This window comes from Reyranella sp. GW821-FHT12G01, from assembly GCF_058806575.1.
Map to the genome: position 1 here is coordinate 675,126 of NZ_JBXAPV010000002.1, position 23,429 is coordinate 698,554.

The 23,429-nt window shown below is 66.7% G+C and carries 18 protein-coding genes; 6 read left to right on the forward strand and 12 right to left on the reverse strand.

All coding sequences use genetic code 11. The features are described 5' to 3' along the window. Positions 1-25: 25 nt before the first annotated feature. On the forward strand, positions 26-997 hold the full coding sequence (locus tag AC1RP5_RS22640; RefSeq protein WP_493114477.1) for a Bug family tripartite tricarboxylate transporter substrate binding protein: 972 nt from the start codon (positions 26-28) through the stop codon (positions 995-997). A gap of 141 nt (positions 998-1,138) precedes the next feature. Here AC1RP5_RS22640 and AC1RP5_RS22645 read toward each other — a convergent pair whose 3' ends face one another. Then, complete coding sequence (locus AC1RP5_RS22645) at positions 1,139-2,527, reverse strand: amidase (RefSeq protein ID WP_493114479.1); 1,389 nt, start codon at positions 2,525-2,527, stop codon at positions 1,139-1,141. 138 nt (positions 2,528-2,665) lie between these two features. On the opposite strand from AC1RP5_RS22645, the gene AC1RP5_RS22650 reads away from it, so the two are divergent. Both AC1RP5_RS22650 and AC1RP5_RS22655 read left to right on the forward strand, forming a co-directional pair. Beyond that, complete coding sequence (locus AC1RP5_RS22650) at positions 2,666-3,520, forward strand: SDR family oxidoreductase (protein ID WP_493114481.1); 855 nt, start codon at positions 2,666-2,668, stop codon at positions 3,518-3,520. A gap of 3 nt (positions 3,521-3,523) precedes the next feature. Continuing rightward, the gene (locus tag AC1RP5_RS22655; RefSeq protein ID WP_493114482.1) at positions 3,524-4,243 is read left to right on the forward strand and encodes an alpha/beta fold hydrolase; all 720 of its coding nucleotides are present in this window, start codon (positions 3,524-3,526) and stop codon (positions 4,241-4,243) included. Positions 4,244-4,381: 138 nt separating this feature from the next. On the opposite strand, the gene AC1RP5_RS22660 is transcribed toward AC1RP5_RS22655, so the two are convergent. The 3 genes from AC1RP5_RS22660 to AC1RP5_RS22670 form a co-directional block, all read right to left on the reverse strand. Continuing rightward, complete coding sequence (locus AC1RP5_RS22660) at positions 4,382-5,236, reverse strand: CmcJ/NvfI family oxidoreductase (protein ID WP_493114483.1); 855 nt, start codon at positions 5,234-5,236, stop codon at positions 4,382-4,384. Positions 5,237-5,338: 102 nt separating this feature from the next. Then, positions 5,339-6,514, reverse strand: a complete 1,176-nt coding sequence (locus AC1RP5_RS22665) for an iron-containing alcohol dehydrogenase (protein WP_493114484.1) — start codon at positions 6,512-6,514, stop codon at positions 5,339-5,341. Between the two features lie 126 nt (positions 6,515-6,640). After that, positions 6,641-7,342, reverse strand: a complete 702-nt coding sequence (locus tag AC1RP5_RS22670) for a dienelactone hydrolase family protein (RefSeq protein WP_493114486.1) — start codon at positions 7,340-7,342, stop codon at positions 6,641-6,643. Between the two features lie 117 nt (positions 7,343-7,459). Here AC1RP5_RS22670 and AC1RP5_RS22675 point away from each other — a divergent pair, with 117 nt between their 5' ends. Continuing rightward, a complete protein-coding gene (locus AC1RP5_RS22675; protein ID WP_493114488.1) occupies positions 7,460-8,665 on the forward strand; it encodes a CaiB/BaiF CoA transferase family protein in 1,206 nt (401 codons plus the stop codon). A 146-nt stretch (positions 8,666-8,811) separates the two neighbouring features. Here AC1RP5_RS22675 and AC1RP5_RS22680 read toward each other — a convergent pair whose 3' ends face one another. Genes AC1RP5_RS22680 through AC1RP5_RS22695 form a run of 4 tightly spaced genes read right to left on the reverse strand, consistent with a single transcriptional unit; the run spans position 8,812 to position 16,066 of the window. Continuing rightward, positions 8,812-10,503 (reverse strand): vWA domain-containing protein, encoded by a 1,692-nt coding sequence (locus AC1RP5_RS22680; protein WP_493114490.1) that lies wholly within the window; start codon positions 10,501-10,503, stop codon positions 8,812-8,814. A 57-nt stretch (positions 10,504-10,560) separates the two neighbouring features. Continuing rightward, positions 10,561-11,661, reverse strand: coding sequence for an AI-2E family transporter (locus tag AC1RP5_RS22685; protein WP_493114492.1), 1,101 nt, complete (start codon positions 11,659-11,661; stop codon positions 10,561-10,563). 33 nt (positions 11,662-11,694) lie between these two features. Then, a complete protein-coding gene (locus tag AC1RP5_RS22690; RefSeq protein ID WP_493114494.1) occupies positions 11,695-12,876 on the reverse strand; it encodes an efflux RND transporter periplasmic adaptor subunit in 1,182 nt (393 codons plus the stop codon). After that, positions 12,866-16,066, reverse strand: a complete 3,201-nt coding sequence (locus AC1RP5_RS22695; protein ID WP_493114496.1) for an efflux RND transporter permease subunit — start codon at positions 16,064-16,066, stop codon at positions 12,866-12,868. Before AC1RP5_RS22695 ends, AC1RP5_RS22690 begins: the two co-directional genes overlap by 11 nt. 164 nt (positions 16,067-16,230) lie before the next feature. Here AC1RP5_RS22695 and AC1RP5_RS22700 point away from each other — a divergent pair, with 164 nt between their 5' ends. Further along, the gene (locus AC1RP5_RS22700; RefSeq protein ID WP_493114498.1) at positions 16,231-17,826 is read left to right on the forward strand and encodes a GMC family oxidoreductase; all 1,596 of its coding nucleotides are present in this window, start codon (positions 16,231-16,233) and stop codon (positions 17,824-17,826) included. 9 nt (positions 17,827-17,835) lie between these two features. On the opposite strand, the gene AC1RP5_RS22705 is transcribed toward AC1RP5_RS22700, so the two are convergent. From AC1RP5_RS22705 to AC1RP5_RS22720, 4 genes are all read right to left on the reverse strand, one after another. Further along, positions 17,836-18,237 carry a PaaI family thioesterase gene (locus AC1RP5_RS22705; RefSeq protein WP_493114500.1) on the reverse strand — a complete coding sequence of 134 codons (402 nt, stop codon included), beginning with the start codon at positions 18,235-18,237 and terminating at the stop codon, positions 17,836-17,838. After that, positions 18,234-19,736, reverse strand: a complete 1,503-nt coding sequence (locus tag AC1RP5_RS22710; protein WP_493114502.1) for an indolepyruvate oxidoreductase subunit beta family protein — start codon at positions 19,734-19,736, stop codon at positions 18,234-18,236. The genes AC1RP5_RS22705 and AC1RP5_RS22710 overlap by 4 nt, the downstream gene beginning before the upstream one ends. A 73-nt stretch (positions 19,737-19,809) precedes the next feature. Beyond that, a complete protein-coding gene (locus tag AC1RP5_RS22715) occupies positions 19,810-21,963 on the reverse strand; it encodes a thiamine pyrophosphate-dependent enzyme (protein ID WP_493114503.1) in 2,154 nt (717 codons plus the stop codon). A 20-nt stretch (positions 21,964-21,983) separates the two neighbouring features. Further along, entirely contained in the window at positions 21,984-22,592 is a 609-nt protein-coding gene (locus AC1RP5_RS22720) for a tRNA-uridine aminocarboxypropyltransferase (RefSeq protein WP_493114505.1), read from the reverse strand. A 35-nt stretch (positions 22,593-22,627) separates the two neighbouring features. Here AC1RP5_RS22720 and AC1RP5_RS22725 point away from each other — a divergent pair, with 35 nt between their 5' ends. Then, a complete protein-coding gene (locus AC1RP5_RS22725) occupies positions 22,628-23,425 on the forward strand; it encodes a hypothetical protein (RefSeq protein ID WP_493114506.1) in 798 nt (265 codons plus the stop codon). Positions 23,426-23,429: the final 4 nt, after the last annotated feature.

The window sequence follows — 23,429 nt, forward strand, 5'->3', positions numbered from 1 at the left end:
AAGAGAAGTTCAGGGAGGAATTGCCATGTTGCGTAGAGTTGCGCTCGCCTTGCTCGCGGTGGCCGCTGCCGGCCCCGCTTTCGGCCAAGCCTATCCCAACAAGCCGATCAACCTGATCGTGCCTTTTGCCGCCGGTGGGCCGACCGACGTCATGGCGCGCATCGTCGGTGAGCGGATGGGTAAGGAGCTCGGCCAGCAGTTCGTCATCGACAACGTCACCGGCGCGGCGGGCTCGATCGCCATGGGCAAGCTCGCCCGCTCGACGCCCGACGGTTACACGATCGGCATCGGCCACCTCGGGACCAACGTCGTGAACGGCGCGATCTACAAGAACCTGAACTACGATCTGATCAACGACCTAGAGCCGATCGCCTTGCTGCCGTCCAATCCGCTGCTGGTCGTGACCTCGAACCAGGTGCCGGCCAAGGACCTCAGGGACCTGGTCGCCTATCTCAAGGCCAATGCCGACAAGATCTCGGGCGGCACCGCAGGCCTCGGCTCGGGCTCGCACATCGGTGCCCTCGCCTTCTTCGCCGTCACCGGCACCAACTACCAGCTCGTGCCCTATCGCGGCACCGGCCCGGCCGTGCAGGACCTGATCGCCAACCAGATCCAGGTCATGATCGACCAATCCTCGAACTCCCTGCCGCATATCCGTGCGGGCAAGCTCAAGGTCTATGCCGTGACCGCCAAGCAGCGCACCGCGGCCGCACCTGAGATCCCCACCACCGCCGAAGCCGGCTTCCCCGGCATCGAGGTCGCGATCTGGCACGGGCTCTGGGCGCCTAAGGGCACGCCGAAGGAAATCATCGAGAAGCTGAACGCCGCCGCGATCAAGACGCTTCAGGATCCCGAGATCCGCCGCAAGCTAGAGGATCTCGGCCAGGACATCCCGACGCCCGAACAGATGAAGGCCGACGTCTTCGGCGCCTATCAGAAGGCGGAGTTCGCCAAATGGAAGCCGATCATCGACAAGGCCGGCGTGAAGGCTGAGTGAGGTATTTCCTCCCGTCGTCCTGAGCGGAGTGAGCGAAGCGAACGCAGTCGAAGGATCTCTTTTCGCTTCTACACGCCGTGCGCCGGAGAAGAGGTCTTTCGACTGCGCGCCTTCGGCGCTCCGCTCAAGACGACGGAGGTTTTATGCCCGCGCAAAACCTGGCGGCACAGGACACGGCGGTAAAAGCTTCTCCAGCGCCTTCGCGACGCCGAGCAGCTTCGCCTCGCCCCAGCGCTTGCCGGTGAGCTGCAGACCGATCGGCAGGCCCTCCTTCGAGAAACCACAGGGCAGCACGATCGACGGCTGGCCCGTGAGGTTGGCCAGGAAGTTGTAGGCGGTGCCGGCGAAGAAATACGGATGGTCGACGCCGTCGACCGTGAGCGGCAGCTTCTGCGACTGACGGATGAAGGCCGCATCCGGCATCACCGGCATCAGCCAGGCGTCGTAGTCGTCGAGGAAGCTCTCGCACCGACGAGCAATCTGGTCGCGCCGGTCGAGGAGCGCGAAGAACTGCGCCATGCTGAGCCGCGCCGCGCGGGCGACCGACCGGGCCGTGGGATCGGGCGAGTTGAGCTTGTCGAAATGCCGCTCGCGCTCGGAGAGCGGTTGGGCGTTCATGATCATGTACTGGAAGAGATCGGCCCAATCGTCCCAGCCCTGCTGCCAGTCGAGGCCTTCCGGTCCGGTCTCTTTCACCTTCGCGCCGGCCTTCGACAGGAGCTTTGCGGTCGCCTGCACCACCGCTGCCGTATCGGCCGAGACCGGTACCAGCGGATTGCTGGTCAGCACCGCGATGCGCAGGCCCTTTGCCTCGAGCTTCGGCGTGGATCCGAGCGGCACCGGCGCGGCTTCGGCCTCGTAGCCGTCCGGGCCAGCGATGATCCGCAGCGCCGTCTCGAGATCGTCGACCGAGCGCGCCAGCGGGCCGAACGTGCCCATGTAGCGGGTGCTGCGGGTCTGGCCCGGCAGGTCGGGTACATGACCGTGTGCCGGCACGCGCCATTCGGTGGGCTTCAGGGAGAAGATGCCGTTGTAGTGCGCGGGATTGCGCACCGAGCCGCCGATGTCGCTACCCAGCTCCAGCGGCGACAGGCGGGCCGCGACCGCGACGCCGCCGCCCCCGGTCGAGCCGCCCGCCGTCCGGCGTTCGTCCCAGGCATTCTTCGTGGTGCCAAAAATCGGGCTCTCGGTCTGAAAGTCTGCGCACAGTTCGGGCACATTGGTTTTGCCCAGGATGACGGCGCCGGCCGCGCGCAGCCGCGCGACGAGGCTCGCATCCCCACGGGCGACATTGTCCTTCAGCGGCGGATGGCTCGAAGTCGTCTTGAGGCCCGCGACGTCGAACGCTTCCTTGATGGTGATGGGCACGCCGTGCAGCGGGCCGAGCGGCTTTTTCGCGGTGCGTGCGCGGTCGGCCGCCCGCGCGGCCTTCATCGCGCCGTCCCGATCGACCAGCACGAGTGCATTCACGTCCCCGTTCAGCCGCGCGATCCTGTCGAGATGCGCCGTCGTCGCCTCGACCGAACTCAACCGTCCGTTTCGTATGGCGCGGGCAAGTCGAGTGGCAGTTTCAAAGCACGGATTCATGCATGCCTCCCCTGAGTGTAGCGAGACTAGCCGCCGCTACCCTGCCCCGGCTATAGAGCCCGAGGATTTCTTGGGGACGCCATGAGCTTGGCTAACAAAACCTTGTTCGTGACCGGCGGAAGCCGGGGCATCGGACTGGCGATCGCGCTGCGTGCTGCACGCGACGGCGCCAACATTGCCATCGCCGCGAAGACGGTGACGCCCGACCCGCGCCTGCCGGGCACGATCTTCACGGCCGCCGAGGAGATCGAGAAGGCCGGTGGCAAGGCACTGCCGCTCGCTTGCGACATCCGCGACGAGCAGAGCGTCGACAAGGCCGTGGCCGAGACCGTCGCGAAGTTCGGCGGCATCGACATCCTGGTGAACAATGCCAGCGCGATCAGCCTGACCGGCACGCTGTCGACGCCGATGAAGCGCTACGACCTGATGCACCAGATCAACGCGCGCGGCACCTTCATGGTCTCGCAGAAGTGCATCCCGCACCTGCTGAAGGCCGCCAACCCGCATGTGCTGAACCTGTCGCCGCCGCTCGACTTCGACGTGAAGTGGTTCGCCAACCATGCGGCCTATACGCTGGCCAAGTACGGCATGTCGGTCTTCGCCTGGGCGATGAGCGCGGAATTCAAGGACAAGGGCCTGGCCTTCAACTGCCTGTGGCCGCGAACCGCCATCGCCACCTCGGCGATCCAGAACATCCTGGGCGGCGACGAAGGCATGAAGCAGTGTCGCAAGCCCGAAATCATGGCCGATGCCGCTTATGCGATCTTCAACCGGCCGGCCCGTGACTGCACCAGCAACTTCTTCATCGATGACGAAGTTCTGGCCGCCGAGGGCGTCACGAACTTCGACAAGTATGCCGTCTCGCCGGGCACGCCGCTGATGCCCGACTTCTTCGTGCCCGCCCCCGGCGCGCGCACCGTCGTCGGGAAGGCCTAGAGCGTGGCGACGTTCCTGCTGGTTCATGGCGCCTGCACCGGAGGCTGGTGCTGGGAGAAGGTCGTGCCGCTGCTGGAAGCGGCGGGTCACAAGGTCTGCGCACCCGACCTGCCCGGCATGGGCAAGGATCAGACGCCGCCCGCCAACGTCACGCTCGCCGACAATACGGAGAAGCTGGCGCGCCTCCTCGACAAGATGGAGGAGCAGGTCATCCTGGTCGGCCATTCGCTGGGCGGCATCACGATCAGCCAGCTCGCCGAGGCGCGGCGGCGCAAGCTGAAGGCGCTGGTCTATCTCTGTGCCCTGCTCCCGACCTCGGGCAAGAGCGGCAAGGACATGACCGCGCTCGAACCCGACGCGATGTTCCGGCTGTCTCGCCAGGTCAGCCCCGACGGCAAGACCTACACCTTCTCGCGCGACAAGCTGCCGGGCCTTTTCTATGCCGACGTCTCGCCGGAGGACCGCTACAAGGCGATGGAGCGCCTGCGGCCGCAGCCGCTTTCCATCTCGACGACGCCGGTGACCCTGACCGAGGAACGCTTCGGTTCGGTGCCGCGCTGGTACATCGAGTGCACCCACGACAACGCCATCCGCATCAACCTGCAGCGCACAATGGTGAAGTCGACGCCGTGCAAGGTGCTGCGACTAGAGTGCGGGCACTCGCCATTCTTCAGCAATCCCGAGGAACTGGTGGAGCATCTCGAGGCGATTGCCGCGAGTTAGCCCTTTGTCGTCCTGAGCGCAGCGAAGGACCTAGCGGATCGACCGAAGTACTCCGTTTCTCGCGTGAGATCCTTCGCTGCGCTCAGGATGACATGAGGTGCGCAATTTGAATCGTGCGCGCGACGAGCGCCAGTGCGCCTAATCGAAAAACGCAAATGCGCGCGCTTCAATGCTCTGCCGCGGCTTCGGATTCGCCGGCGTCGTCGGGTCATCGAAGGCTGAGTGCAGCGAGAATCGCGCGCGGCCGTCCTTCATCGAGTCGTAGCACTTGATCAGGATCGCCTCGTCGCGCGTCATCTTCGGGAAGTAGAACCAGCGGTGATCGGCGTTGTAGACGCCCTGGTAGATCTCGCCGGTACGGTCGGCATAGACGAGGTCGCAGACCGCGAGGTCGCGTGACGCCAGGCTTTCGGAATCGACCAAGCCCAGCGGCGTCATCTCGACCGGCTCGTCGGCGATGCTGCGCCAGACGTTGAACTCGGCGAAGCGCTTCCTGAGGCGCTGCTCGGCCTCCTCGGGCGGCAGCAGGTCGCGCACACGCTTCGGCCCCGACTTTTCCGTGTAGTCGCAATGGACGCTGCGCACCGGTGTCCTGAGGCCGCGCTCGACGGCGCGGTCGGCGGTACGGACCGTGTGATCGAACACCACGACCTTCGACGCGCCGGTCTCGCGCTTGATCAGCGCCTCGACCTCAGCGTGATACTTCGTGCGCACTTCCTCTTCGTCGTAGAAGTCGCGCACCTTTGTGTCGTGATGCGTCAGGATGAAGGCCTGGCGGTCGAGCGAGAGATCGCGCGCGATCGGCCGGGCATCGTGGACCCGCACCGTGAAGTCGCGGTAGTTGCCGTCGCGCCGCGGCACGCCCGTGCCGTGCGGCGGATTGTAGGTCACCGGCTTGATGCTGAGATCGGCGAGGTAGTTCACCGGCGCATCGACCCAACCGGCGAGCGGCGGTCGTGCAACGGCGGCTTCGGCAGTCCTGACTTCGACCATGGTTTCACCCGTGACTTTGCGTTGGCTCCCTTTAGGTCGTGTGGCTTTAGCCGCTTAACACCCCTCGGGCTCACGAGAAGAATTCATGGGGTCATTCCCGCGTCACGCCGCCAGTTCGAGTATCTCCATGACCTGCTCCGGCCCCTTGATCGGCCGCGGATTGTTCAGCACCGCACGGTCGTGCATCGACTTCTCCGCGATCTCACGGAACCGGTCCTTGCCGACACCGACCTCGGACAAGCGTCCCGGCAGTCCAAGCGACTTCACCAGCCCTTCGACCAGGTCACCGGCCGCTGCCTCGGGCTTGCCGAACGCCTCGCCCACCCGCTTCTGACGCTCGGCGTTGGCCGGCAGGTTCCAGCGCAGCACCGACGGCAGCATCACGCAGGAGGTATGGCCGTGCGGCACGTGGCAGGCCGCGCCCAGCACGTGGCCGATCCCGTGGCTCGCGCCCACGCCGACACCCGAGGTGCCGGCGCCGATCGACAGCCACATGCCGAACTGCAGGTCGAGCCGCGTCGCCATGTCGTCGGGATTGGCCTTGTGCGCGGGCAGCGCGCGGGCGAGCAGCTTCAGCGCCTCGGTGGAAGTGCCCAACGCGAACGGATTAGCCTGCTGCGAGCACAGCCGCTCGACCGCATGGTCGACCGCCTTGAGGCCAGTCGAGAGCATCAGGTCCATCGGCGTCGCCAGGGTGGCGGCGGGATCGAGCACGATGACCCGCGGCACGATCAGGCGATGGCCGAAGCTCTCCTTGATGCCCTTGCGCGGATCGGAGATGCCGGCAAAGGCGTTGAACTCGGCGGCCGAGAGCGTGGTCGGAACGGCAATCATGCGGATCGCATCGGCCGGCGGCTTGATGGCCTCCGACGGCGGCGCGGCGCCTTCCTTCGGGCGGCCAGCGCGGTATGCATCGAGCTGATCGACGTCGGTCACGTTCTGCCACAGCGCGATCAGGATCGTCTTGGTGGCGTCGATCACCGAACCGCCACCCACGGCGACGATCAGGTCGGCGCCGGCCTTGCGCGCCATCTCGGCACCCTCGACCACGCAGGGCCGCGGCGAATGCGCGGTGATGCCGGCATAGGTACCCGCGTGCAGGTCGCCAAGACCGTCGATCACCGAGGCCAGCAGCGCGCTCTGTGCCACCGACTTCGAGGTGGTGACGAATACCTTCTTCGCACCCAGCCGCTCGGCCTCGGCCCGCAGCGCGGCGCCTGCCGGCTTGCCGTAGACGACGCGCTCGATGTCCTGATGCCCGTGGATGCCGCTCAGCATGTTCAACTCCCCTTCCTCATCCTGAGGAGGCGCGCCAGCGCCGTCTCGAAGGATGGGCAACGACAAGACTGTAGCCCACCCTTCGAGACGCGGCCGGTGGCCGCTCCTCAGGGTGAGGCGGTGCGCTTAGCTTAGATGCCGACGATAAAGCGCCAGCATGCGTTCGTAGTGCTTTTCGCGGGCAGCTTCGTTCAGGTTGCCGCGGTCGGAGAAGGCGTAGCCGTGATGCGTGCCGGCCTCGGTCTCGGACTTCGATGGAAACGGCGCGGAGGCCAGCAGCTTCTCGAACTTCGCGACGTCGGACAGCGGCACGTAGGTGTCGTGCTCGGCGAAGGCGTAATAGCCCTCGGCGGTGATGTCGCCCAGCATCAGGTGCGGCGAGTCGGGCTTGTCGGTGATCAGGCGCGTTCCGTAGTAGGACGCGAAGCAGCCGATGCGGTCGGGATGCCGGGCCGCCGCCGCCGTGACGAAGGCGCCGCTCATGCAGTAGCCGACCAGCCCCACCTTGCCGGACTTGGCGTCGGGCAGGGTCGGCAACACGTCGAGCACCGCGCCCGTGTCCGCCGCGACCTTGGCGTTGGAGAGCGTCTCCATCAGGCCGAACATGCGCTTCAGGTTGGCCTCGCCGTCGGGATGGTTGCGCGTCGGCCCGCAGACGAATTCGCGCGTGCTGCGATAGTAGAGATTGGGCAGCAGCACGTAGTAGCCGGACTGCGCAATCCGCCGGCAGATTTCGCGCAGGCCCTCCCGCACGCCCGGCGCATCCATCAGCATGATGACGACCGGTAGCGGCCCACCGTCGTCGGGCCGCACCGTGTAAGTGTTCATGGCGCCATCTTGCGTGGCGATATCCAGTTCGCGTTCGATCATGCCCGGACGGTACCGGGCCTCCGGCCCATGGTCTATAACCCCGCCTCGTGTCTCAATCCGAGGAGTGGAACGAAAATGCCGGTGGCAAACGGGGGCGCGCTCGACGGCCTGAAAGTGATCGACCTGTCGCGTGTGCTGGGTGGTCCCTATTGCGGCCAGATGCTGGCCGACCACGGCGCCGACGTGATCAAGGTCGAGCCGCCGCAGGGCGACGAGACCCGCACCTGGGGCCCTCCGTTCGACGACGAGGGCATCTCGGCCTACTTCGCCGGCATCAACCGCAACAAGCGCACGATTGCGCTCGATCTCTCCAAGCCGGAAGGCCGGGAGGTCCTGCTGAAGCTGCTCGAGACGGCCGACGTGCTGATCGACAACTTCAAGACCGGCACGATGGAGAAGTGGGGCATCGGCTACCACGACGTGCTGGCCGCGAAGTTCCCGCGGCTGGTCCATGCCCGCGTCTCGGGCTTCGGCGCCGACGGCCCTTTGGGCGGCTTCCCGGGCTATGACGCCATGGTCCAGGCCTCGGCCGGCCTGGTCTCGGTCAACGGCTCCCCTGAGGGTGGCCAGGTGCGCATCGGCGTGCCGGTGGTCGATCTGTCGACCGGCATGAACGCCACGATCGGCATCATGATGGCGCTCTACGAGCGCAACCGCTCCGGCAAGGGCCAGTTCGTCGACGCGACGCTGTACGACAGCGCCATCGCGCTGCACCAGCCGCATGCGCCGAACTACTTCATGGCCGGCCTCAAGCCCAAGCTCGTCGGCAACAGCCATGCGAGCCTCGTGCCCTACTCCAACTTCCCCACGAAGACGCGCAACATCGTGGTTGGCGCCGGCAATGACGGTCAGTTCCGCAAGCTGACGCAGATGCTGGGCAAGCCGGAGCTGGCGAGCGACCCGCGCTTCAAGACCAACAAGGACCGCGTCGCCCATCGCGCCGAGCTCGAGGCCGAGCTGCGCGAGCTGCTGAAGGACCGCGACGCCAACGAGTTCTCGCAGGAGCTGATGAAGGGCGGCGTGCCCTCGGCCGCCGTGCTGGAAGTCTCCGACGTCATGGAAGCGCCGCACACGAAGCATCGCGGCATGGTGTGGGAGAAGGACGGCTGGCGGAATGTCGGCAATCCCGTGAAGCTCTCGCGCACCCCGCCCGAGGCACGCACCAAGCCCAAGAAGTTCGGCACCGACACCAAGGCCGTGCTGCAAGAAGCCGGCTACTCCGCCGCCGAGATCGACAAGCTCGTCGCCTCCGGCATCGCGCTCACCGAGATCAAGAAGTAGGCGAAGAAGAAGTAGCGCTCCCGCGCTTCTGAATAGGTTGTCGTCCTGAGCGCAGCGAAGGACCTCACGGAACGACCAGACGACGGCGTAGCGGAGGTGAGATCCTTCGCTACGCTCAGGATGACATTTACGTCTGTCGCGTCGCCCTAAGGCACCGCAATCCGCGTCACGGTGCGCTTCCCGGCGGTGATCTCGAACTCGGCTTCTTTCCTGGTGTCGCCCTTCACGGCCACGGCGACGTATTTGCCGGCCGGGAGGGCAAAGTTCGGAAACGCCGGATAGAGCGTGGTGATGTCGGTGCGCTCGCCGTAGATGTCCGTTCCCACGCCCTTGATCTCGACCGCCGTGGCGCCGGGCGCTTCGAAGGCCGCGATGCCGCCGTCCAGCGCGAACTCCATGTCGAGCCGCTGCCCCGCCTTGATCTCCAGCGGGAAGGTGCGGTCGATCGCGTCGGTCTTGATGCGGGCACGATAGACGCCCGCCGCCAGGTCGAACTTCGGCGCATTGCCGTAACCGTTGGTCACCGACGATTCGTTGTCGACCGGCTCGGCGCCGGCGAAAAACTCGATGAAGGGATCGCGCACCGCCGGCCCGCCATTGGCGAAGACAATGGTGCCCTGCAGGCGACCGACACCCGCGATGATCTCGACCGCCGTGGTGTCGCCCGCCACGATCTCGACCTCGCGCGACTGCTTGGCCGCGCCGATGCTCACCGAGACCGTGTACTTGCCCGCCGGCAGGATGGTCGAGGTCTCGGGATCGTAGGAATTGAAGACCGTCGAGCCGTCGCGGCTCACGACCTCCCAGAAGGCATCGCCCTTCTGGTTCTCGTCGGCCGTCCGCTTGGCACGCAGGCCGAGGCGACCGGCGTTCAGCACGACATCGAGCCGGTTCATCTTGCCGGCGACGATGGTCACCTTCGTCTTGTATTTCACCGCGCCGACATCGACGTCGACCAGATAGTCGCCCGGAGCCAGCTCGGCCTCGATGCCGCTCTTGCTGGAGGTCGAGACATATTCGGGATCGACGCCGGCCGGCATCGGTTTGCTGAAGATCCAGACCACGAAATCCTTGCCCGGCAGCGGATCGTCACCTTCAGCCAGTCGCGCCGAGCCTTCGAGGTTCCACTCGGGCCTGGGTTCCGCCTTCTGCGGCGCGGGCGGCGGCGGAGGCGGCGGCGTCTTCACGCGCGAGGCTTCGACTGCCTTTCCTATGGCCGTTCCGAGTTCGCCGGCATTGCTGGCTGACAGGGCAAGACCACCGGTCGCGGCCGCCATGCATTCGAGTTGCTTCACGGCCTGGCGATCCTGAATGTCGAAGCCGACCGTATGGACGACCAGCTTCACGTCGGCCTTCTTGAGCTCCGCCGCGACCGAACAGGGATCGGCCTTGCAGGTCTCGACGCCGTCGGAGACGAGGATGACGCTGGTCACGCCTTCATTGGCCTTGAGCTGCTCGGCCGCCATCTTCACCGAGGCGGTCATCGGCGTCATGCCCTTGGGCGAGATACCATTCACCTGCGCCATCAGCGCCGCGGCATCGACCTTCCCGACCGGCTTCAGGATCTCGATGTCGCCGCAGTCGCCCTTGCGACGATGGCCGTAGGTCACGAGGCCGAGCTGGTCCTCGGGCCGCCAGTCCTTGAGCAGCGAGCGGATCGTCTCCCGCGCCACCTCGATCTTGGTCTGGTTGCCCACCCGCCCCCACATCGATCCCGAGGCGTCGAGCACGAGATAGACACGGGCGCCGTCCGCCGTCTGGGCGAAGGCCCCACCGCCAGACAAGGCAGCCATCGCGAGGCCAAGACCGCACAGAAGCTTCGAGACGAGCCGATACATATGAAATACCTGCGCTAACGACTCCGCTCCCCGCAGGATGCGGGGTCGGCCGGCTGGTCAGGGCGACGGGGCTGAGGCGTCGCCCTCCTCGATCTTCCTGCCGGCGGCGATCCACGCGACCAGCAGATCGTAGAATACGGAAAGCACGACGGGTCCGACGAACAGGCCGATCAGGCCGCCGGCCAGCGTGCCGCAAATGACGCCCGCCAGGATCACCGCCATGGGCGTTGCCAGGCCCCGCGCCATCAGGATCGGCCGCAGCACATTATCAAGCAGCAGTAGCGGCGCGGTGTAGATCGTGAACAGGCCGGCATGCAGCGCCGGCAGGTACATCCAGGCCCAGATGACCACCGGGATCATGACGATGTTGGGCCCGACCTGCACGATCGCCAGCACCAGGCAGACGAAGGTGATGGCGCCCGCGAAGGGCACGTCCGCCACCAGCATGCCGATGCCCAGCAGGGCCGACTGCAGCAAAGCGATGCCGATGACGCCCTGCGAGACGTTGCGGATGGTGGAGCCGGCGATCTCCAGGAAGTGCCGGCCGCGGGTGTCGGCTGCCCGGGCCGCAAGATCGCGCAACGTGCCGGCAAGCTCGTCCGAATAGGCCAGCAGAACGCCTGCCACGATGATCGCGCCGGCGAACTGAAGCACTTCGAGGAAGACACCCGCCGCGATGCGGCCGATCCAGCGGCCGGCCGAGGTGAGCTGCTCCACATGCGCCCCCAGCAGCGCGCGCAGGTCGTTCGAAGCGTTCAGCCAGAAGTCATAGACGCGCGCGCCGACCATCGGCCAGTCCTTGACCGACTCCGGCGGCGGCGGCACGACATGCCCACCCCGCAGCAGCAGCCGCGCATAGTCGTCGAGGCTCTCGATGGCCGAGCCCGCGAGGATGACGACCGGCGTCAGCAGCAGCAGGAGCAGGAGGAGCGAAAGCAGCGCGGCCGCGATGCCGTCGCGCACATGCAGGCGACGGCGGACCAGGTTGAACAGCGGATAGACGGCCACCGACAGGATGACGGCCCACATCATCAGGGCCGCGATCGGCTTAAGGAGCAGCAGGCTCACATAGACGATGGTCGCGATCAGGCCGATCCGGATCGCCAGGTCGATCGTGAACCGGGTGACCTCGGCCCTGCCCTTTTCCGTCTCGATCATCGCCGTCTCCGCCGCCCCCGTGGCGGAGGGCGTTTATCGCACGGCGGCAGGCTTGGCGGTATCCACCACGCGGACGGCGTCACCGTTGGACAGGCCGTCCGGCGGGCTGTCGATGACGCGATCCTGGGCGGTGAGGCCGCTGCCGATCTCGACGATCTGGCCGAGATCGCGGGCGATCGTGATCGGCTTCAGCACGACCTTGCTGTTGGCGTCGACGGTGGCGACGCGCAGGCCCTTCTGATCGAAGATCAGCGCGCCCGAAGGCACGGCCAGCGACTGCATGCTGGACGGCAGCTCGATGCGGGTGTTGGCGAAGGCGCCGGGCATCAGCTCGCCGTTGGTATTGTCCACGACGACCTGCATGCGGGTCGTGCCGGTCTGGGCGTCGACCGAGCGGGCCGAGGCCTCGACCGTGCCGTTGTAGATCTTGCCGGGATATTCCGGGACCGTGATCTGAACGTTGCTGTTCAGCTTCACAGCGGGCACGTAGTTCTGCGGGATGCTGACGTTGAGGCGCAGCTTCTTGACGTCTGAAATAACGAACAGCGCCAGGCCGGAACTCGATTCCGCGCCGATGAGCGCGCCGATATCGGTGTTACGGGTCGTCACGATGCCGTCGAACGGCGAGATGATGCGCTTGAAGTCCGAGAGGACTTCGAGCCGATCGACCGCAGCCTTAGCCGCCTTGGTCAGCGACTGCTTCACCAGAAAATCGTTGGTCTTCTCGTCCACCGTCTGGCGCGACACGGTGTTGGCGCCACCGAGCTGCTGCCAACGGCCTGCCGTCACGGAGGCCAACTGCTCGGCCGCCTGGGCGCTGGCGAGCGAGGCCTTGGCCTGCAGGAGCTGCTGGTCGAGATCGGGCGCCTCGATCTCGGCCAGAAGCTGGCCGGCTTTCACAGGCGCGCCCATGTCGACATAGAAGGCCTTCAGGAAGCCGCCGACGCGGGCATAGATGGGCGCACGGGAATAGGCTTCCAGACGCCCCGGCAGGTCGAGCGAGGTCTTGTTCGCGCCGGTGGTCGGGTTGATGACGCTGACCGTCGGCACGGCCTGGACGTCGGTCCACTCCTTCAGCTTGGCTTCGCTGGCCTGGCGGCTCCAGATGCCGTTGACGACGACCGCGCTCAGGCCCAGCGCGGCGGCGATGCCAAACAGGGCGAGGCCGCGACGGGACCTCGGCTTCGGGGCGGCGGGAGGGGTTTCAGGCGACATGAGGCGCTCCGGGTACGGCGGCGGGCGCTTTGGGGGCCGCCTTGCCGTGATTGCGATGGACGACGCTGAAGACCACGGGGACGAAGATCAACGTGGCTATCGTAGCAAAAATGAGGCCGCCGATGACCGCCCTTCCGAGCGGGGCGTTCTGCTCGCCGCCCTCACCCAGGCCCAGCGCCATGGGCGCCATGCCGATGATCATGGCGAGTGCAGTCATGATGACGGGGCGGAAGCGCACGAAGCCGGCGTCCAGTGCCGCCGCCGTGGCGTCGCCCAGCTCGACCAGCCGCTCGCGGGCAAAGGAGATCACCAGTACGGAATTGGCGGTCGCCACGCCCATGCACATGATCGCGCCGGTCAGCGCCGGCACCGAGGCCGTGGTGCCGGTGGCGAACAGCATCCACACGATGCCCGCGAGCGCGGCCGGCAGCGCGGTGATGATGACGAACGGGTCGCTCCACGACTGGAAGTTCACGACGATCAGCAGGTAGATCAGCACCACCGCGCCCAGCAAGCCGAACAGCAGGCCCGAGAAGGCCGATTCCATCGTCTTCACCTGGCCCTGGACCTTGATCGAGCGGATGCGCGGCGACTGCTGCGGCGCCAGCTCGGCAACGACCTTGCGCACGTCGGCGGCCACCGATCCCAGATCACGGCCCTGCACGGCGGCATAGACCTGCACCATGCCCTGGAGGTCGTACTGCGAGACCACGGCGTTGGCGGTGTCGCGCTTGATGTCGGCGATACCGCCCAGCACCTGGAGCTGCGAGGCCGCCGGCGCCATGATCGGCAGGTTGCTGAGCGAGGCCAGCGAATCCAGCCGGTACTGCGGCGTCTGCATGACGATGTTGTAGGTCACGCCGTTGGCCGGATTAAGCCAGTAGGTCGGCGCCACCTGGCTGGAGCCGGCGAGGTTGACGACCAGCGAATTGGTGACGTCGCGCGTCGTCAGGCCCACGGTCTGGGCACGCGAGCGGTCGATATCGACGGCGAAGACCGGCGAGCCGCGCGACTGCTGGATGCGCGCGTCGACAATGCCGGGGATCTTGCGGATGCGTGCCAGCAGCCTGTTGGCGTGCTCGAAGCCGGCGTTGAGATCGGAGGTACGGACCTGCACGTCGATCGGCGACGGTGCGCCGAAGTTCAGGATCTGGCTGATGATGTCGGCGGGCAGGAACGAGAAGGTGAAGCCCGGGAACATCTCGGGCAGGCGCTGCCGCAGCTCGGCCACGTATTCGTCGGTCGGCTTGTGGTCGGGCGTCAGCTTGATCTGGATGTCGCCATCCTGCGGCCCGATCGTGCCGGTGTTGTTGTAGGCCATGTTGATGCCGGAGACCGGCATGCCGACATTGTCGGCCATCGTCGCGATCTGGTTCGACGGGATGATGGTGCGGATCGCCTTCTGGATCGCCACGAACTGGTTGGCTGTCTCCTCGACGCGCGTGCCGATCGGTCCGCGCACATGCATCAGGATCTGGCCGGAATCGACGCTCGGGAAGAAGTTGCGGCCGAGGAACGGCACCAGCGCGAACGAGCCCAGCACAAAGGCCATGAAGCAGATGATGAACGTCGGCCGATGGCGGAGCGCCAGCCCGAGCAGGTCGTGATAGACGGCGCGCAGCTTCTCGAACTGCACCTCGAAGCCGCGCTGGAACCGCACCAGCGGATTGCGCGAGGGCGGTGGCGCATGGCCCTCGGCATGCATGACATGCGGCTTCAGCAGGTAGTTCGCCATCGTCGGCACCAGGGTACGCGACAGGATGAACGAGCAGACCATCGCGAACATCACCGCCATGGCCATCGGCACGAACAGGAAGCGCGCCACGCCCTCGAGGAAGAACATCGGCACGAACACGATGCAGATGCAGAGCAGCGACACGAAGGCCGGCGCCACGATCTGCTGCGCGCCGTCCATGATGGACGTCTCGACGTCCTTGCCCTGCTCCAGGTGCCAGTTGATGTTCTCGATGGTGACCGTGGCGTCGTCGACCAGGATGCCGACGGCCAGCGCCAGGCCGCCCAAGGTCATGATGTTGAGCGTCTCGCCGAACGCCGCCAGCAGCGCGATCGAGCCCAGGATCGCCAGCGGGATCGAGATCGCGATGATCACCGTCGAGCGCCAGCTTCCCAGGAACAGCAGGATCATCAGGCTGGTCAGCACCGCCGCCAGCACCGCCTCGTGCGCCACGCCTGACACCGCCCCTTCGACGAACAGCGACTGGTCGCCCAGGATGGCCAGCGACACGTTCTCGGGCAGGGAGCGCTTCAGCTCGGCCACGCGTTCCTTGATGCCTTCGATGATCGCGAGCGTCGAGGTCGCGCCGTTCTTCAGCACGGCCAGCAGGACCGACTTGCCGCCGTCGACATGCACGATGTTCTGCTGCGGGGGATTGCCGTCGCGCACCTGCGCCACGTCGCGCAGGTAGACGACCGTGCCGTTGGCGGCGAACACCGGCAGGTCGGAAAGCGCGTTGAAGTCGACCGGCGCGTTGTTGAGCTGGATCGCGTATTCGTGGTTGCCGATCTTCTGCGTGCCGGCCGGCGTCAGCAGGTTCTGGGCCGCCAGCGCATTGGCCACGTCGTTGGCCGACAGGCCGCGGGCCTGCATGGCGGCCGGATCGAGGTCGATCTGGATCTGGCGGAACTTGCCGCCGAACGGGAACGGGATGGCGGCGCCCGGCACGGTGACCAGCGGCGTGCGGACCGTGTTGATGGCGAGGTCGAACACCGCCTGCTCCGACACGCCCTTGCCGGCGAGCGCCAGCTGGATGATCGGCACGGTCGCGGCGTTGTAGTTCAGGATCAGCGGCGGCGTGATGTTGGGCGGCATCTGCTTCAGCACGGTCTGCGAGATGGCCGTGACCTGCGCGTTGGCGATGCTGATGTCGACGCCGGGCTGGAAGAAGACCTTCACGATGCCGACGCCCGTGTAGGACGTGCCCTCGATATGCTCGATGTCGTTGACGGTGGTGGTAAGCGAACGCTGGAAGTTCAGCATCACGCGGCCCGACATCTGGTCGGGCGGCAGACCGGTGTACTGCCAGACCACGGCGATGACGGGGATGCGGATTTCGGGGAAAATATCGACCGGCGTTCGAAGGGCCGCCAGCGGCCCGACGATCAGGATAAGCAACGCCATGACGACGAACGTATAGGGACGCTTTAGGGCGACCCGGACCAAACCCAACATTCTGGCCGTACTTCCACTCGTGTGTGAGTCGCCCAGCTCCCCAGCTCCGGCGACCGCCTATCGGAACACGCAGACGCAGGCCTGTCGAGGCGAGATTGCCCCTGTCATCCGCATGGCGGTGCGCTACGCTTGCATGACAACAAATACCCGGGGGATCAGGGGAAATGGCCGAGTACGACTACATCATCATTGGCGCCGGTTCGGCGGGCGGCACCCTGGCGGCGCGACTGACCGAAGTGCCCACCAACAAAGTGCTTCTGCTGGAGGCAGGTGCAGCCAGCCATCCCTACTCCCGCATGCCGCTGTCCTTCGGCCTGCTGATCGACAGCCCGGCCGCCAATTGGCTCTACCAGTCCGAGCCGGAACCCAACACGGCCAACCGGGTGATCCCGGTTCCTCGCGGAAAAGTGCTCGGCGGGTCGAGCTCGATCAACGGCCTGGTCTGGGTGCGCGGCCAGCCGCTCGACTTCGACACCTGGGCCCAGATGGGCTGTCGCGGCTGGAGCTGGCGCGACGTCGCTCCGCTCTTCACCCGCATGGAGAACTTCGTCGACGGCGACGGCTCGAACGGCCGCGGCACCGACGGGCCGCTCAAGGTCTCGACCGTGCCCGACCAGAACCCGCTCTACGACGCGCTGTTCGAGGCTTCGAAAGCGGCCGGCTTCAAGACCAACCCGGACTACAACAGCGAGGACCAGGAAGGCGTCGTGAAGACGCAGACCTCGATCTACAAGGGCCGGCGCATGAGCGTGGCCCACTGCTACATCGAACCGGCGATGAAGCGGCCGAACCTGCATGTCGTCACCAACGCCCACACGTTGCGCGTCCTGCTGGACGGCAAGCGCTGCGTCGGCGTCGAGTACGAGAAGGAGGGCAAGACCGTACAGGCCAAGGCGAAGGAGACGATCCTGTCGGCCGGCGGCGTCGCCAGCCCGCAGATCCTCGAACTCTCCGGCATCGGCCAGCCGGAGCTCCTGAAGAAGCACGGCATCGAGGTGAAGCACGAGCTGAAGGCGGTCGGCGAAAATTTCCGCGACCACATCAACGCCCGTATCATCTGGCGCCTGAAGGTGGCCAACGTCTCCTACAATCACATGGCGCGCGGCCTCGGCGCCGTGACGCAGATGATGAAGTATCTCGCGACCGGCGGCGGCTTCATGAGCCTGCCCTCGGCGCCGCTGCTGGGCTTCCTGAAGACGCGGCCCGAACTCGAGACGCCCGACGTGCAGATGCATCTCGTGCCCTACTCGATCAAGGACCCGAAGACCCGCAAGCTGCAGGACTTCCCGTCGATGACGATCGCCTGCTACCAGCTCCGTCCCGAGAGCCTGGGCTCGATCCACATCCGCTCGGCCGATCCCAAGGCCCATCCGGCGATCCGCTTCAACTTCCTGGCCGACAAGATCGACCAGGATGCGATGACCGCCGGCTTCCGCATGATGCGCCGCATCGTCGACGCCAAGCCGATGGACGTCTATCGCGACGAGGAGTTCTCGCCCGGCCCGTCGGTGCAGTCCGACGAGGAGATCCTGACCTGGATTCGCAACAACTCGCAGACCGCCTATCACCCGATCGGCACCTGCCGCATGGGCCCCGAGGGCCAGAACACCGTGGTCGACGACAAACTCCGGGTCCACGGCATCCAGGGCCTGCGCATCGCCGACGCCTCGATCTTCCCGACCATGCCGTCCGGCAACACGAATGCGCCGTCGATCATGGTCGGTGAGAAGATGGCGGATATTCTGAAGGGCGCGGCCTGAGCAGCGCGGCTAGACGACGACCGGCTTGCCGCTGATGAGGGCGGTGCCGGTCATCGCGGCGACGAGCTTGCCGTCGGCGCGAACGACGTCGATGCGGTAGTTCGAGGCCTTGCTGGAGCGCGAGATCTCGATGGCGGTGGCCGTCAGCACATCGCCCAGGCGCACGGCCACGCTGTAGATGATGTGGGCATCGATACTGCCCGAGATGACGCCCTGCGAGTTGCAGGCATAACCGAAGGCGGCGTCCGCCAAGGTGAACGTCAGGCCACCATGGCCGACGCCGTTGAAGTTGAGATGACGCTCCTCGATCGTGACCCGCGTCACCGCGCGGCCGAGCGAAGCCTCGACGAATTCGATCCCCAGCGCGCCCGTAAACGCATCGCGACGTGCGAGAGCAGCGACGTCGATCATTCCGCGGCTTGCCGCAGGGTGGACGTTGCGGAAGCGATCGCGGCCAGAGTCTTCGACAGCGACTCGCCCTCGGGATCGGCCAGCGCCGCCACCCGCGCATTGGCGACGGCATCGGCCGCGGCCCGCGCATTCATGCGACCCGCAAGCGCGGGCGCGATCACCTCGTCCGCAATGCGGCGATAGTTGCCGAGGCCGCGTTTGTAGGTGTCGCCATAGCCCTTGATGAGGCGCGCCGACTCCGCGATTTCGCGGGCGAAGTCGAGGCCCAGCGGCGCGGCGGCGCGAATCTTACCCAGCCAGCGCTCGATTTCGGCCTGCTCCTCGACATAGCGGAAGGTGCGCGGCCGCCACCAGCGCAGGCCGGCCACGAGACGGAGGCGGGCAAAGCCCAGGATCGTCGAGGTGCGGAGGTGCATCGAGAAGTAGGTCTTGCCCAGCCGCCCGCTGCGCTCGCCCCAGCCGATCAGGCGGCGCGCCAGCGATGGCGGCAGGATCGCGGCGATCTCCTCGATGCCTGGCTTGAAGTGCTCGGTAATCTCCAGCGGCTCGTGATCCTTCGCGCGAACCTCGGCTCGCACTCGCGCCACCCGCTCGGCCGAGGTCTTGGCTTGGGCCACGCGGATCACGTCCTCGAACGACATGCGCACCGCGAGATGGCGCGCGACTTCGCGCAACAGGTCGGTCGAGCCCAGCGCCTGGATCGCGTCGAGACGGTCGAGATAGAGCGCGGCATAGGCACGGTCCTGATAGACCGCGAGGCGCCGGATGCCCTCCTCCACGATGTCTAGGCTCGGCAGCGGATAGCTTGTACGGGCGCGCTCGATCAGGTCCTCGACGCCGCGCACTGCCGTCTGCCGCTTGCGATGTTCGCGCACGGCCTGCTCCAGCTCGCCGCGCGCATGACCGCGGCCGAAGGCGAAGGCTGCCAGATTGGTATCGACGGATTTGCCGGCATGGCGGATCGCGGCCTCGAAGGCGCTGTCGGGGATCGGCAGCTTGCCCGAGCCCGCCAGTGCGCCCAGCAGCACGGCGTTGATGACGCCGCCGGATTCTTCGGCCGCCTGATCCATGTCGAACAGGATCTGCTCGCGGCTGCGCTCCTTCACGGCGCGCAGCAATCGGCCGACATCGAAGCTGCCGTCGCCCATCGCCATGCGCTCGCCGATCGCCAGAACGCGGTGCGTCGAGGCGATCAGGGTCGTGCGGTCGGGTGTCACGAAGCCGTTGAAGATCATCCGGCCGGCTTCGAGCAGCTCGGTCGCCAGAGCCACATCGACTTCGCCGATCGCCGGATTGAGCGCCAGCACGGAAGAGACCGGCGCGCCCGACGGCATCACCTCGACATAGTAGGTCGTGGCGCCGGTGCGCTGCGCCACGCCCGGGATCTGCGTCGCCTGCACAGCAAGACCCCGGCTCTGCGCCGCCGCGACGATCCAGTCGCACAGCACGCCGCCGCCATCGCCGCCCAGCGCGCCGATCAGGATGGTGATGGGCTTCATTCTTCCGGACCGCGGGCCTCCAGGCCCGCCTCGGTATCATGAGCGGGCCTGGAGGCCCGCGGTCCACATGACCTCAACATGCCATGGCTCCGATCACCTTCGAGCGGAGGCGCCACTTCAGGCGATCCCACCAGGTCGCGTTCTGCACGATGTCGGCCTTGTAGAAGGATGGGCATAGCACGGCGGCATCGGCCACCTCGCCGCACAGGCCGCAGCCAACGCAGCCATTGTTTACGCTCGCCACCGGATCGCTGCGCAGCGGATCGGGGCTGGGCTTCACGACCAGCGAGGGGCAGCCCGAGAGTCGGATGCAGGAATGGTCGCCGGTGCAGACCTCGTCGTCGACGCCGTAGCGCGTGCGCACGACTCGCTCGCCGCGCTTCAGCTGGGCGGCGATCTGCGGACGGATGCGGCGCTGGCGCGCGAGCTGGCATTCACCGTCGGCCACGATGACCTTCAAGCCCTTGTGGTCGGTGCCCATCGCCTCGCGCAGCGTCTTGAGCATGATGCCGACATTGTAGGTGCGGATGGTCCGCAGCCAGCCCACGCCCATCGCCTTCAGGGTGGCGGCGATGTCCGAGGTCGTCTCGCCGTCACGGCGATTGCCCGAGGTGTTGGGAATGAACTGCGCGCCGGTGGCCGAGGTGTAGCCGTTCTGCATGATGACCAGCACGCGATCGCCACGATTGAACATCGACGAGGCGACGCCGCTTAAAAGGCCGTTGTGCCAGAAGCCGCCATCGCCCATCACGGAGATTGTCCGCTTCTGCATCACCGGCGCCACCGCGCCGGCCGCCGCCAGCGACATGCCGAAGCCCAGGATCGAGTTGCCGAGGTTGAACGGCGCCAGGGTGGCGAACGAATGGCAGCCGATGTCGCTCGAAATGTGGACCTTGCCCACCTCACGCTCGAGCAGCTTGATCGCCGAGAAGACCGGCCGTTCGGGACAGCCGGTGCAGAAGCCCGGCGGACGAAGCGGCAACGGCCCGCCCAGCAGGCGCTGCGCCTCGGCGCGGCCGGCGCGCGCCGCTTCGAACCGCTCGCGCGGCTTGCTGAGGTCGATGTCGTTGGCCGACTGCGCGAAGAACTTCAGCAGGCCCTCGGTCACCACCTCGGCGGTGTACTCACCCGCCATCGGCAGCACGTCCTTGCCGTAGACCTTGGTGTCGATGTCGCGCTTGCGCAGCAGGACGTGGATCGCCTGCTCGACGTAGTCGGGCGCGCCCTCCTCGACCACCAGCACCGCGCGCTTGCCCTTGCAGAAATCGGCAATCTGGTCGGGCGCCAGCGGATGCGTGACGTTCAGCACCAGGGTCGGGATCTTGCCCTCGACCTCCAGCCGGTCGAGGCCGCGCACCAGCACGTTGGTGATGCCGCCCTGCACGATGATGCCGAGATCGGAGCGCTCGCCCGGCAGGATCTCGTTCAGGCCATTTTCGACGATAAAGCGCTCGGCCGCGGGCTGGCGGACCTCGACCTTGATCTTCTCGTGCGCATAGGTCGATGGCGGATGCGAGATGCGGTCGTAATTGTGCGCCGCCGGCTCCGCCAGCCGCCGGTTGCGCGACACGGCGGGCGGCACGTTGTCCTTGGCCACGAATTCACCCGTGACGTGGCAGGCGCGGATGCGTAGCTCCATCATCACCGGCGTGTTGGTCGCTTCCGACAGCTCGAACGCCTTCTCCGTGCAGCGCACGATGGTCGGCAGCGATGGACGCGGGTCCATCAGCCAGACCGAGGATTTCAGCGCATAGGCCTGCGTCCGCTCCTGGATGACCGAGGCGCCCTCGCCGTAATCCTCGCCGACCACGATCAGCGCACCGCCGATCACGCCGGGCGACGCGAGGTTGGAGAGCGCATCGGCCGCAACATTGGTGCCGACGATCGACTTCCACGTCACGCAGCCGCGCATCGGATAGTTGATCGAGGCGCCGAGCAGCGCCGCCGCCGAGGATTCGTTGGTGCAGGTTTCGAGATGGACGCCAAGCTCGTCGAGCAGATCCTGCGATTCAACCAGCACGTCGACCAGGTGCGAGACCGGCGCGCCCTGGTAGCCGCCGACATAGGACACGCCTGATTGCAGGATCGCCTTGGTGACCGCGAGGATGCCCTCGCCGCGGAAGACCTCGCCTTCGCCCAGTCGCAGCGCGCGCACCTCTTCCGTGAAGGAGCGTTCCGGATTGGTCCGCTGGGATACGGGAAGTTGGGCCGCCGGCTGGTCGAGCATGGCGGGAAGTATAGGGGCGGCTAACGCCGGACGCGACGATCCCGTTTGGAATCGCGCACGCCCTCGCGCCGCGCCTTTGCGAGCAACGCCCGGAACGGCACGAGGAGTTTCTCCCGCACCGCAGCATCGCCTTCCAGCACCTGCAACGACAGCGCCACCGCTTCCAGGGTCGAGACCGCATCGGGCCGTGCCTCGCGCCGCAGATCGCCATAGAGCGATGGTCCGTCCGGCACGACGACGAAGCGGCGCAGCTTGGTCAGCCAGGCATTGCGCCACCACAGCGCCTTGGCCTGCGCCCAGTTGCCGTCGAGCGCTATGAGCCCCTTGAGGCCGGCCCGCGCCGCGTCCTGGTCGGGCATCACCTCGCCCTTGGCATCCACCGCGACCAACGGCGTCTGCCCTTTCGCGGCCGCCTTGGCCTGCGTCGAGCCGAGATAGAGCACGCCCCAGTCGCGCGACTCGGCCGGTGTGCCCAGTGCATGCGCGAGGTTTCGCCAAGACAGGCCGACGACCACCTTGGCGTTCGCTAGCCCGCCCGCCAGCAGGCCGGCCGTGCCCAGCACACGGTCCTGCTCCTGCGGGTGCTGCAGGACGAGGATCGCGACCTTGTTGTCCACCGGTTGAGACATGGCCGAGGGTATAGCCTCCCGGCTAGGTTCGCGCGATGCCCGTCCCTGCTCCCGTTCCCGTCCTCGTCTTCGACAGCGTGACCAAGCTGCCGCCCGAAGCCGACGGCGCGGTCGTAATCGGCGCCAGCCATGGCGCGGTCTACGCCGCCTACATGTCCGCCAAGTTCGGCTGCCGCGCCGCGATCCACCACGATGCCGGCATCGGCAAGGACGAGGCGGGTGTCAGCGGCCTCGCCTATGCCGACGGGCTCGGCATGGCGATGGCGGCGGTCGCGACGGCGAGTGCCCGCATCGGCGACGGCGCCGACCTGCAGGCCCGCGGCATCATCAGCCGCGCCAATGCGCTCGCCACTGCTTGCGGCGTCGTGCCGGGCATGAGCGCGCGCGAGGCGGCCGAGTTGCTGAAGCAGGCGCCGTGGCCGCACACGATGCCGCCGGCCAAGGGCGAGAGCCGCTACACGATCGATGGCACCATCTGCGCGGACTCTGCGACGCTGCTGCTGCCGGAGGATCGCGGCCGCATCGTCGCCACCGGCAGCCACGGTGCGCTCAACTCCTACCGGGCAACTGCGCCCTTCCGGACGCTCCTGCTGATGTTTAACGACGCGGGCTTCGGCGCCGATCGCGGCGGCGTGCTGGCCCTGCCCAAACTCGACAAGGAAGGCCTCGCCGCCATCGCAGTCGCAACGCAATCCGCACGCATCGGCGATGGCCGTTCCACATTGCAGGACGGGGCGATTTCAGACGTCAACACAACCGCATACCGGCTCGGCGCAAGGGTCGGAGGCTCCGCGCTTGCACTCGCGCGCACGCTGGCCGAAAAAGATCGGTAACGAA

Excerpts from the sequence above, each read along its gene's own strand:
- AC1RP5_RS22695 (WP_493114496.1), bottom strand. The coding sequence starts at position 16,066 with ATGTTGGGTTTGGTCCGGGTCGCCCTAAAGCGTCCCTATACGTTCGTC.
- AC1RP5_RS22660 (WP_493114483.1), bottom strand. The coding sequence starts at position 5,236 with ATGGTCGAAGTCAGGACTGCCGAAGCCGCCGTTGCACGACCGCCGCTC.
- AC1RP5_RS22690 (WP_493114494.1), bottom strand. The coding sequence starts at position 12,876 with ATGTCGCCTGAAACCCCTCCCGCCGCCCCGAAGCCGAGGTCCCGTCGC.
- AC1RP5_RS22640 (WP_493114477.1), top strand. The coding sequence starts at position 26 with ATGTTGCGTAGAGTTGCGCTCGCCTTGCTCGCGGTGGCCGCTGCCGGC.
- AC1RP5_RS22715 (WP_493114503.1), bottom strand. The coding sequence starts at position 21,963 with ATGCTCGACCAGCCGGCGGCCCAACTTCCCGTATCCCAGCGGACCAAT.
- AC1RP5_RS22680 (WP_493114490.1), bottom strand. The coding sequence starts at position 10,503 with ATGTATCGGCTCGTCTCGAAGCTTCTGTGCGGTCTTGGCCTCGCGATG.
- AC1RP5_RS22705 (WP_493114500.1), bottom strand. The coding sequence starts at position 18,237 with ATGATCGACGTCGCTGCTCTCGCACGTCGCGATGCGTTTACGGGCGCG.
- AC1RP5_RS22670 (WP_493114486.1), bottom strand. The coding sequence starts at position 7,342 with ATGAACACTTACACGGTGCGGCCCGACGACGGTGGGCCGCTACCGGTC.
- AC1RP5_RS22725 (WP_493114506.1), top strand. The coding sequence starts at position 22,628 with ATGCCCGTCCCTGCTCCCGTTCCCGTCCTCGTCTTCGACAGCGTGACC.
- AC1RP5_RS22700 (WP_493114498.1), top strand. The coding sequence starts at position 16,231 with ATGGCCGAGTACGACTACATCATCATTGGCGCCGGTTCGGCGGGCGGC.
- AC1RP5_RS22720 (WP_493114505.1), bottom strand. The coding sequence starts at position 22,592 with ATGTCTCAACCGGTGGACAACAAGGTCGCGATCCTCGTCCTGCAGCAC.
- AC1RP5_RS22685 (WP_493114492.1), bottom strand. The coding sequence starts at position 11,661 with ATGATCGAGACGGAAAAGGGCAGGGCCGAGGTCACCCGGTTCACGATC.
- AC1RP5_RS22675 (WP_493114488.1), top strand. The coding sequence starts at position 7,460 with ATGCCGGTGGCAAACGGGGGCGCGCTCGACGGCCTGAAAGTGATCGAC.
- AC1RP5_RS22650 (WP_493114481.1), top strand. The coding sequence starts at position 2,666 with ATGAGCTTGGCTAACAAAACCTTGTTCGTGACCGGCGGAAGCCGGGGC.
- AC1RP5_RS22665 (WP_493114484.1), bottom strand. The coding sequence starts at position 6,514 with ATGCTGAGCGGCATCCACGGGCATCAGGACATCGAGCGCGTCGTCTAC.
- AC1RP5_RS22710 (WP_493114502.1), bottom strand. The coding sequence starts at position 19,736 with ATGAAGCCCATCACCATCCTGATCGGCGCGCTGGGCGGCGATGGCGGC.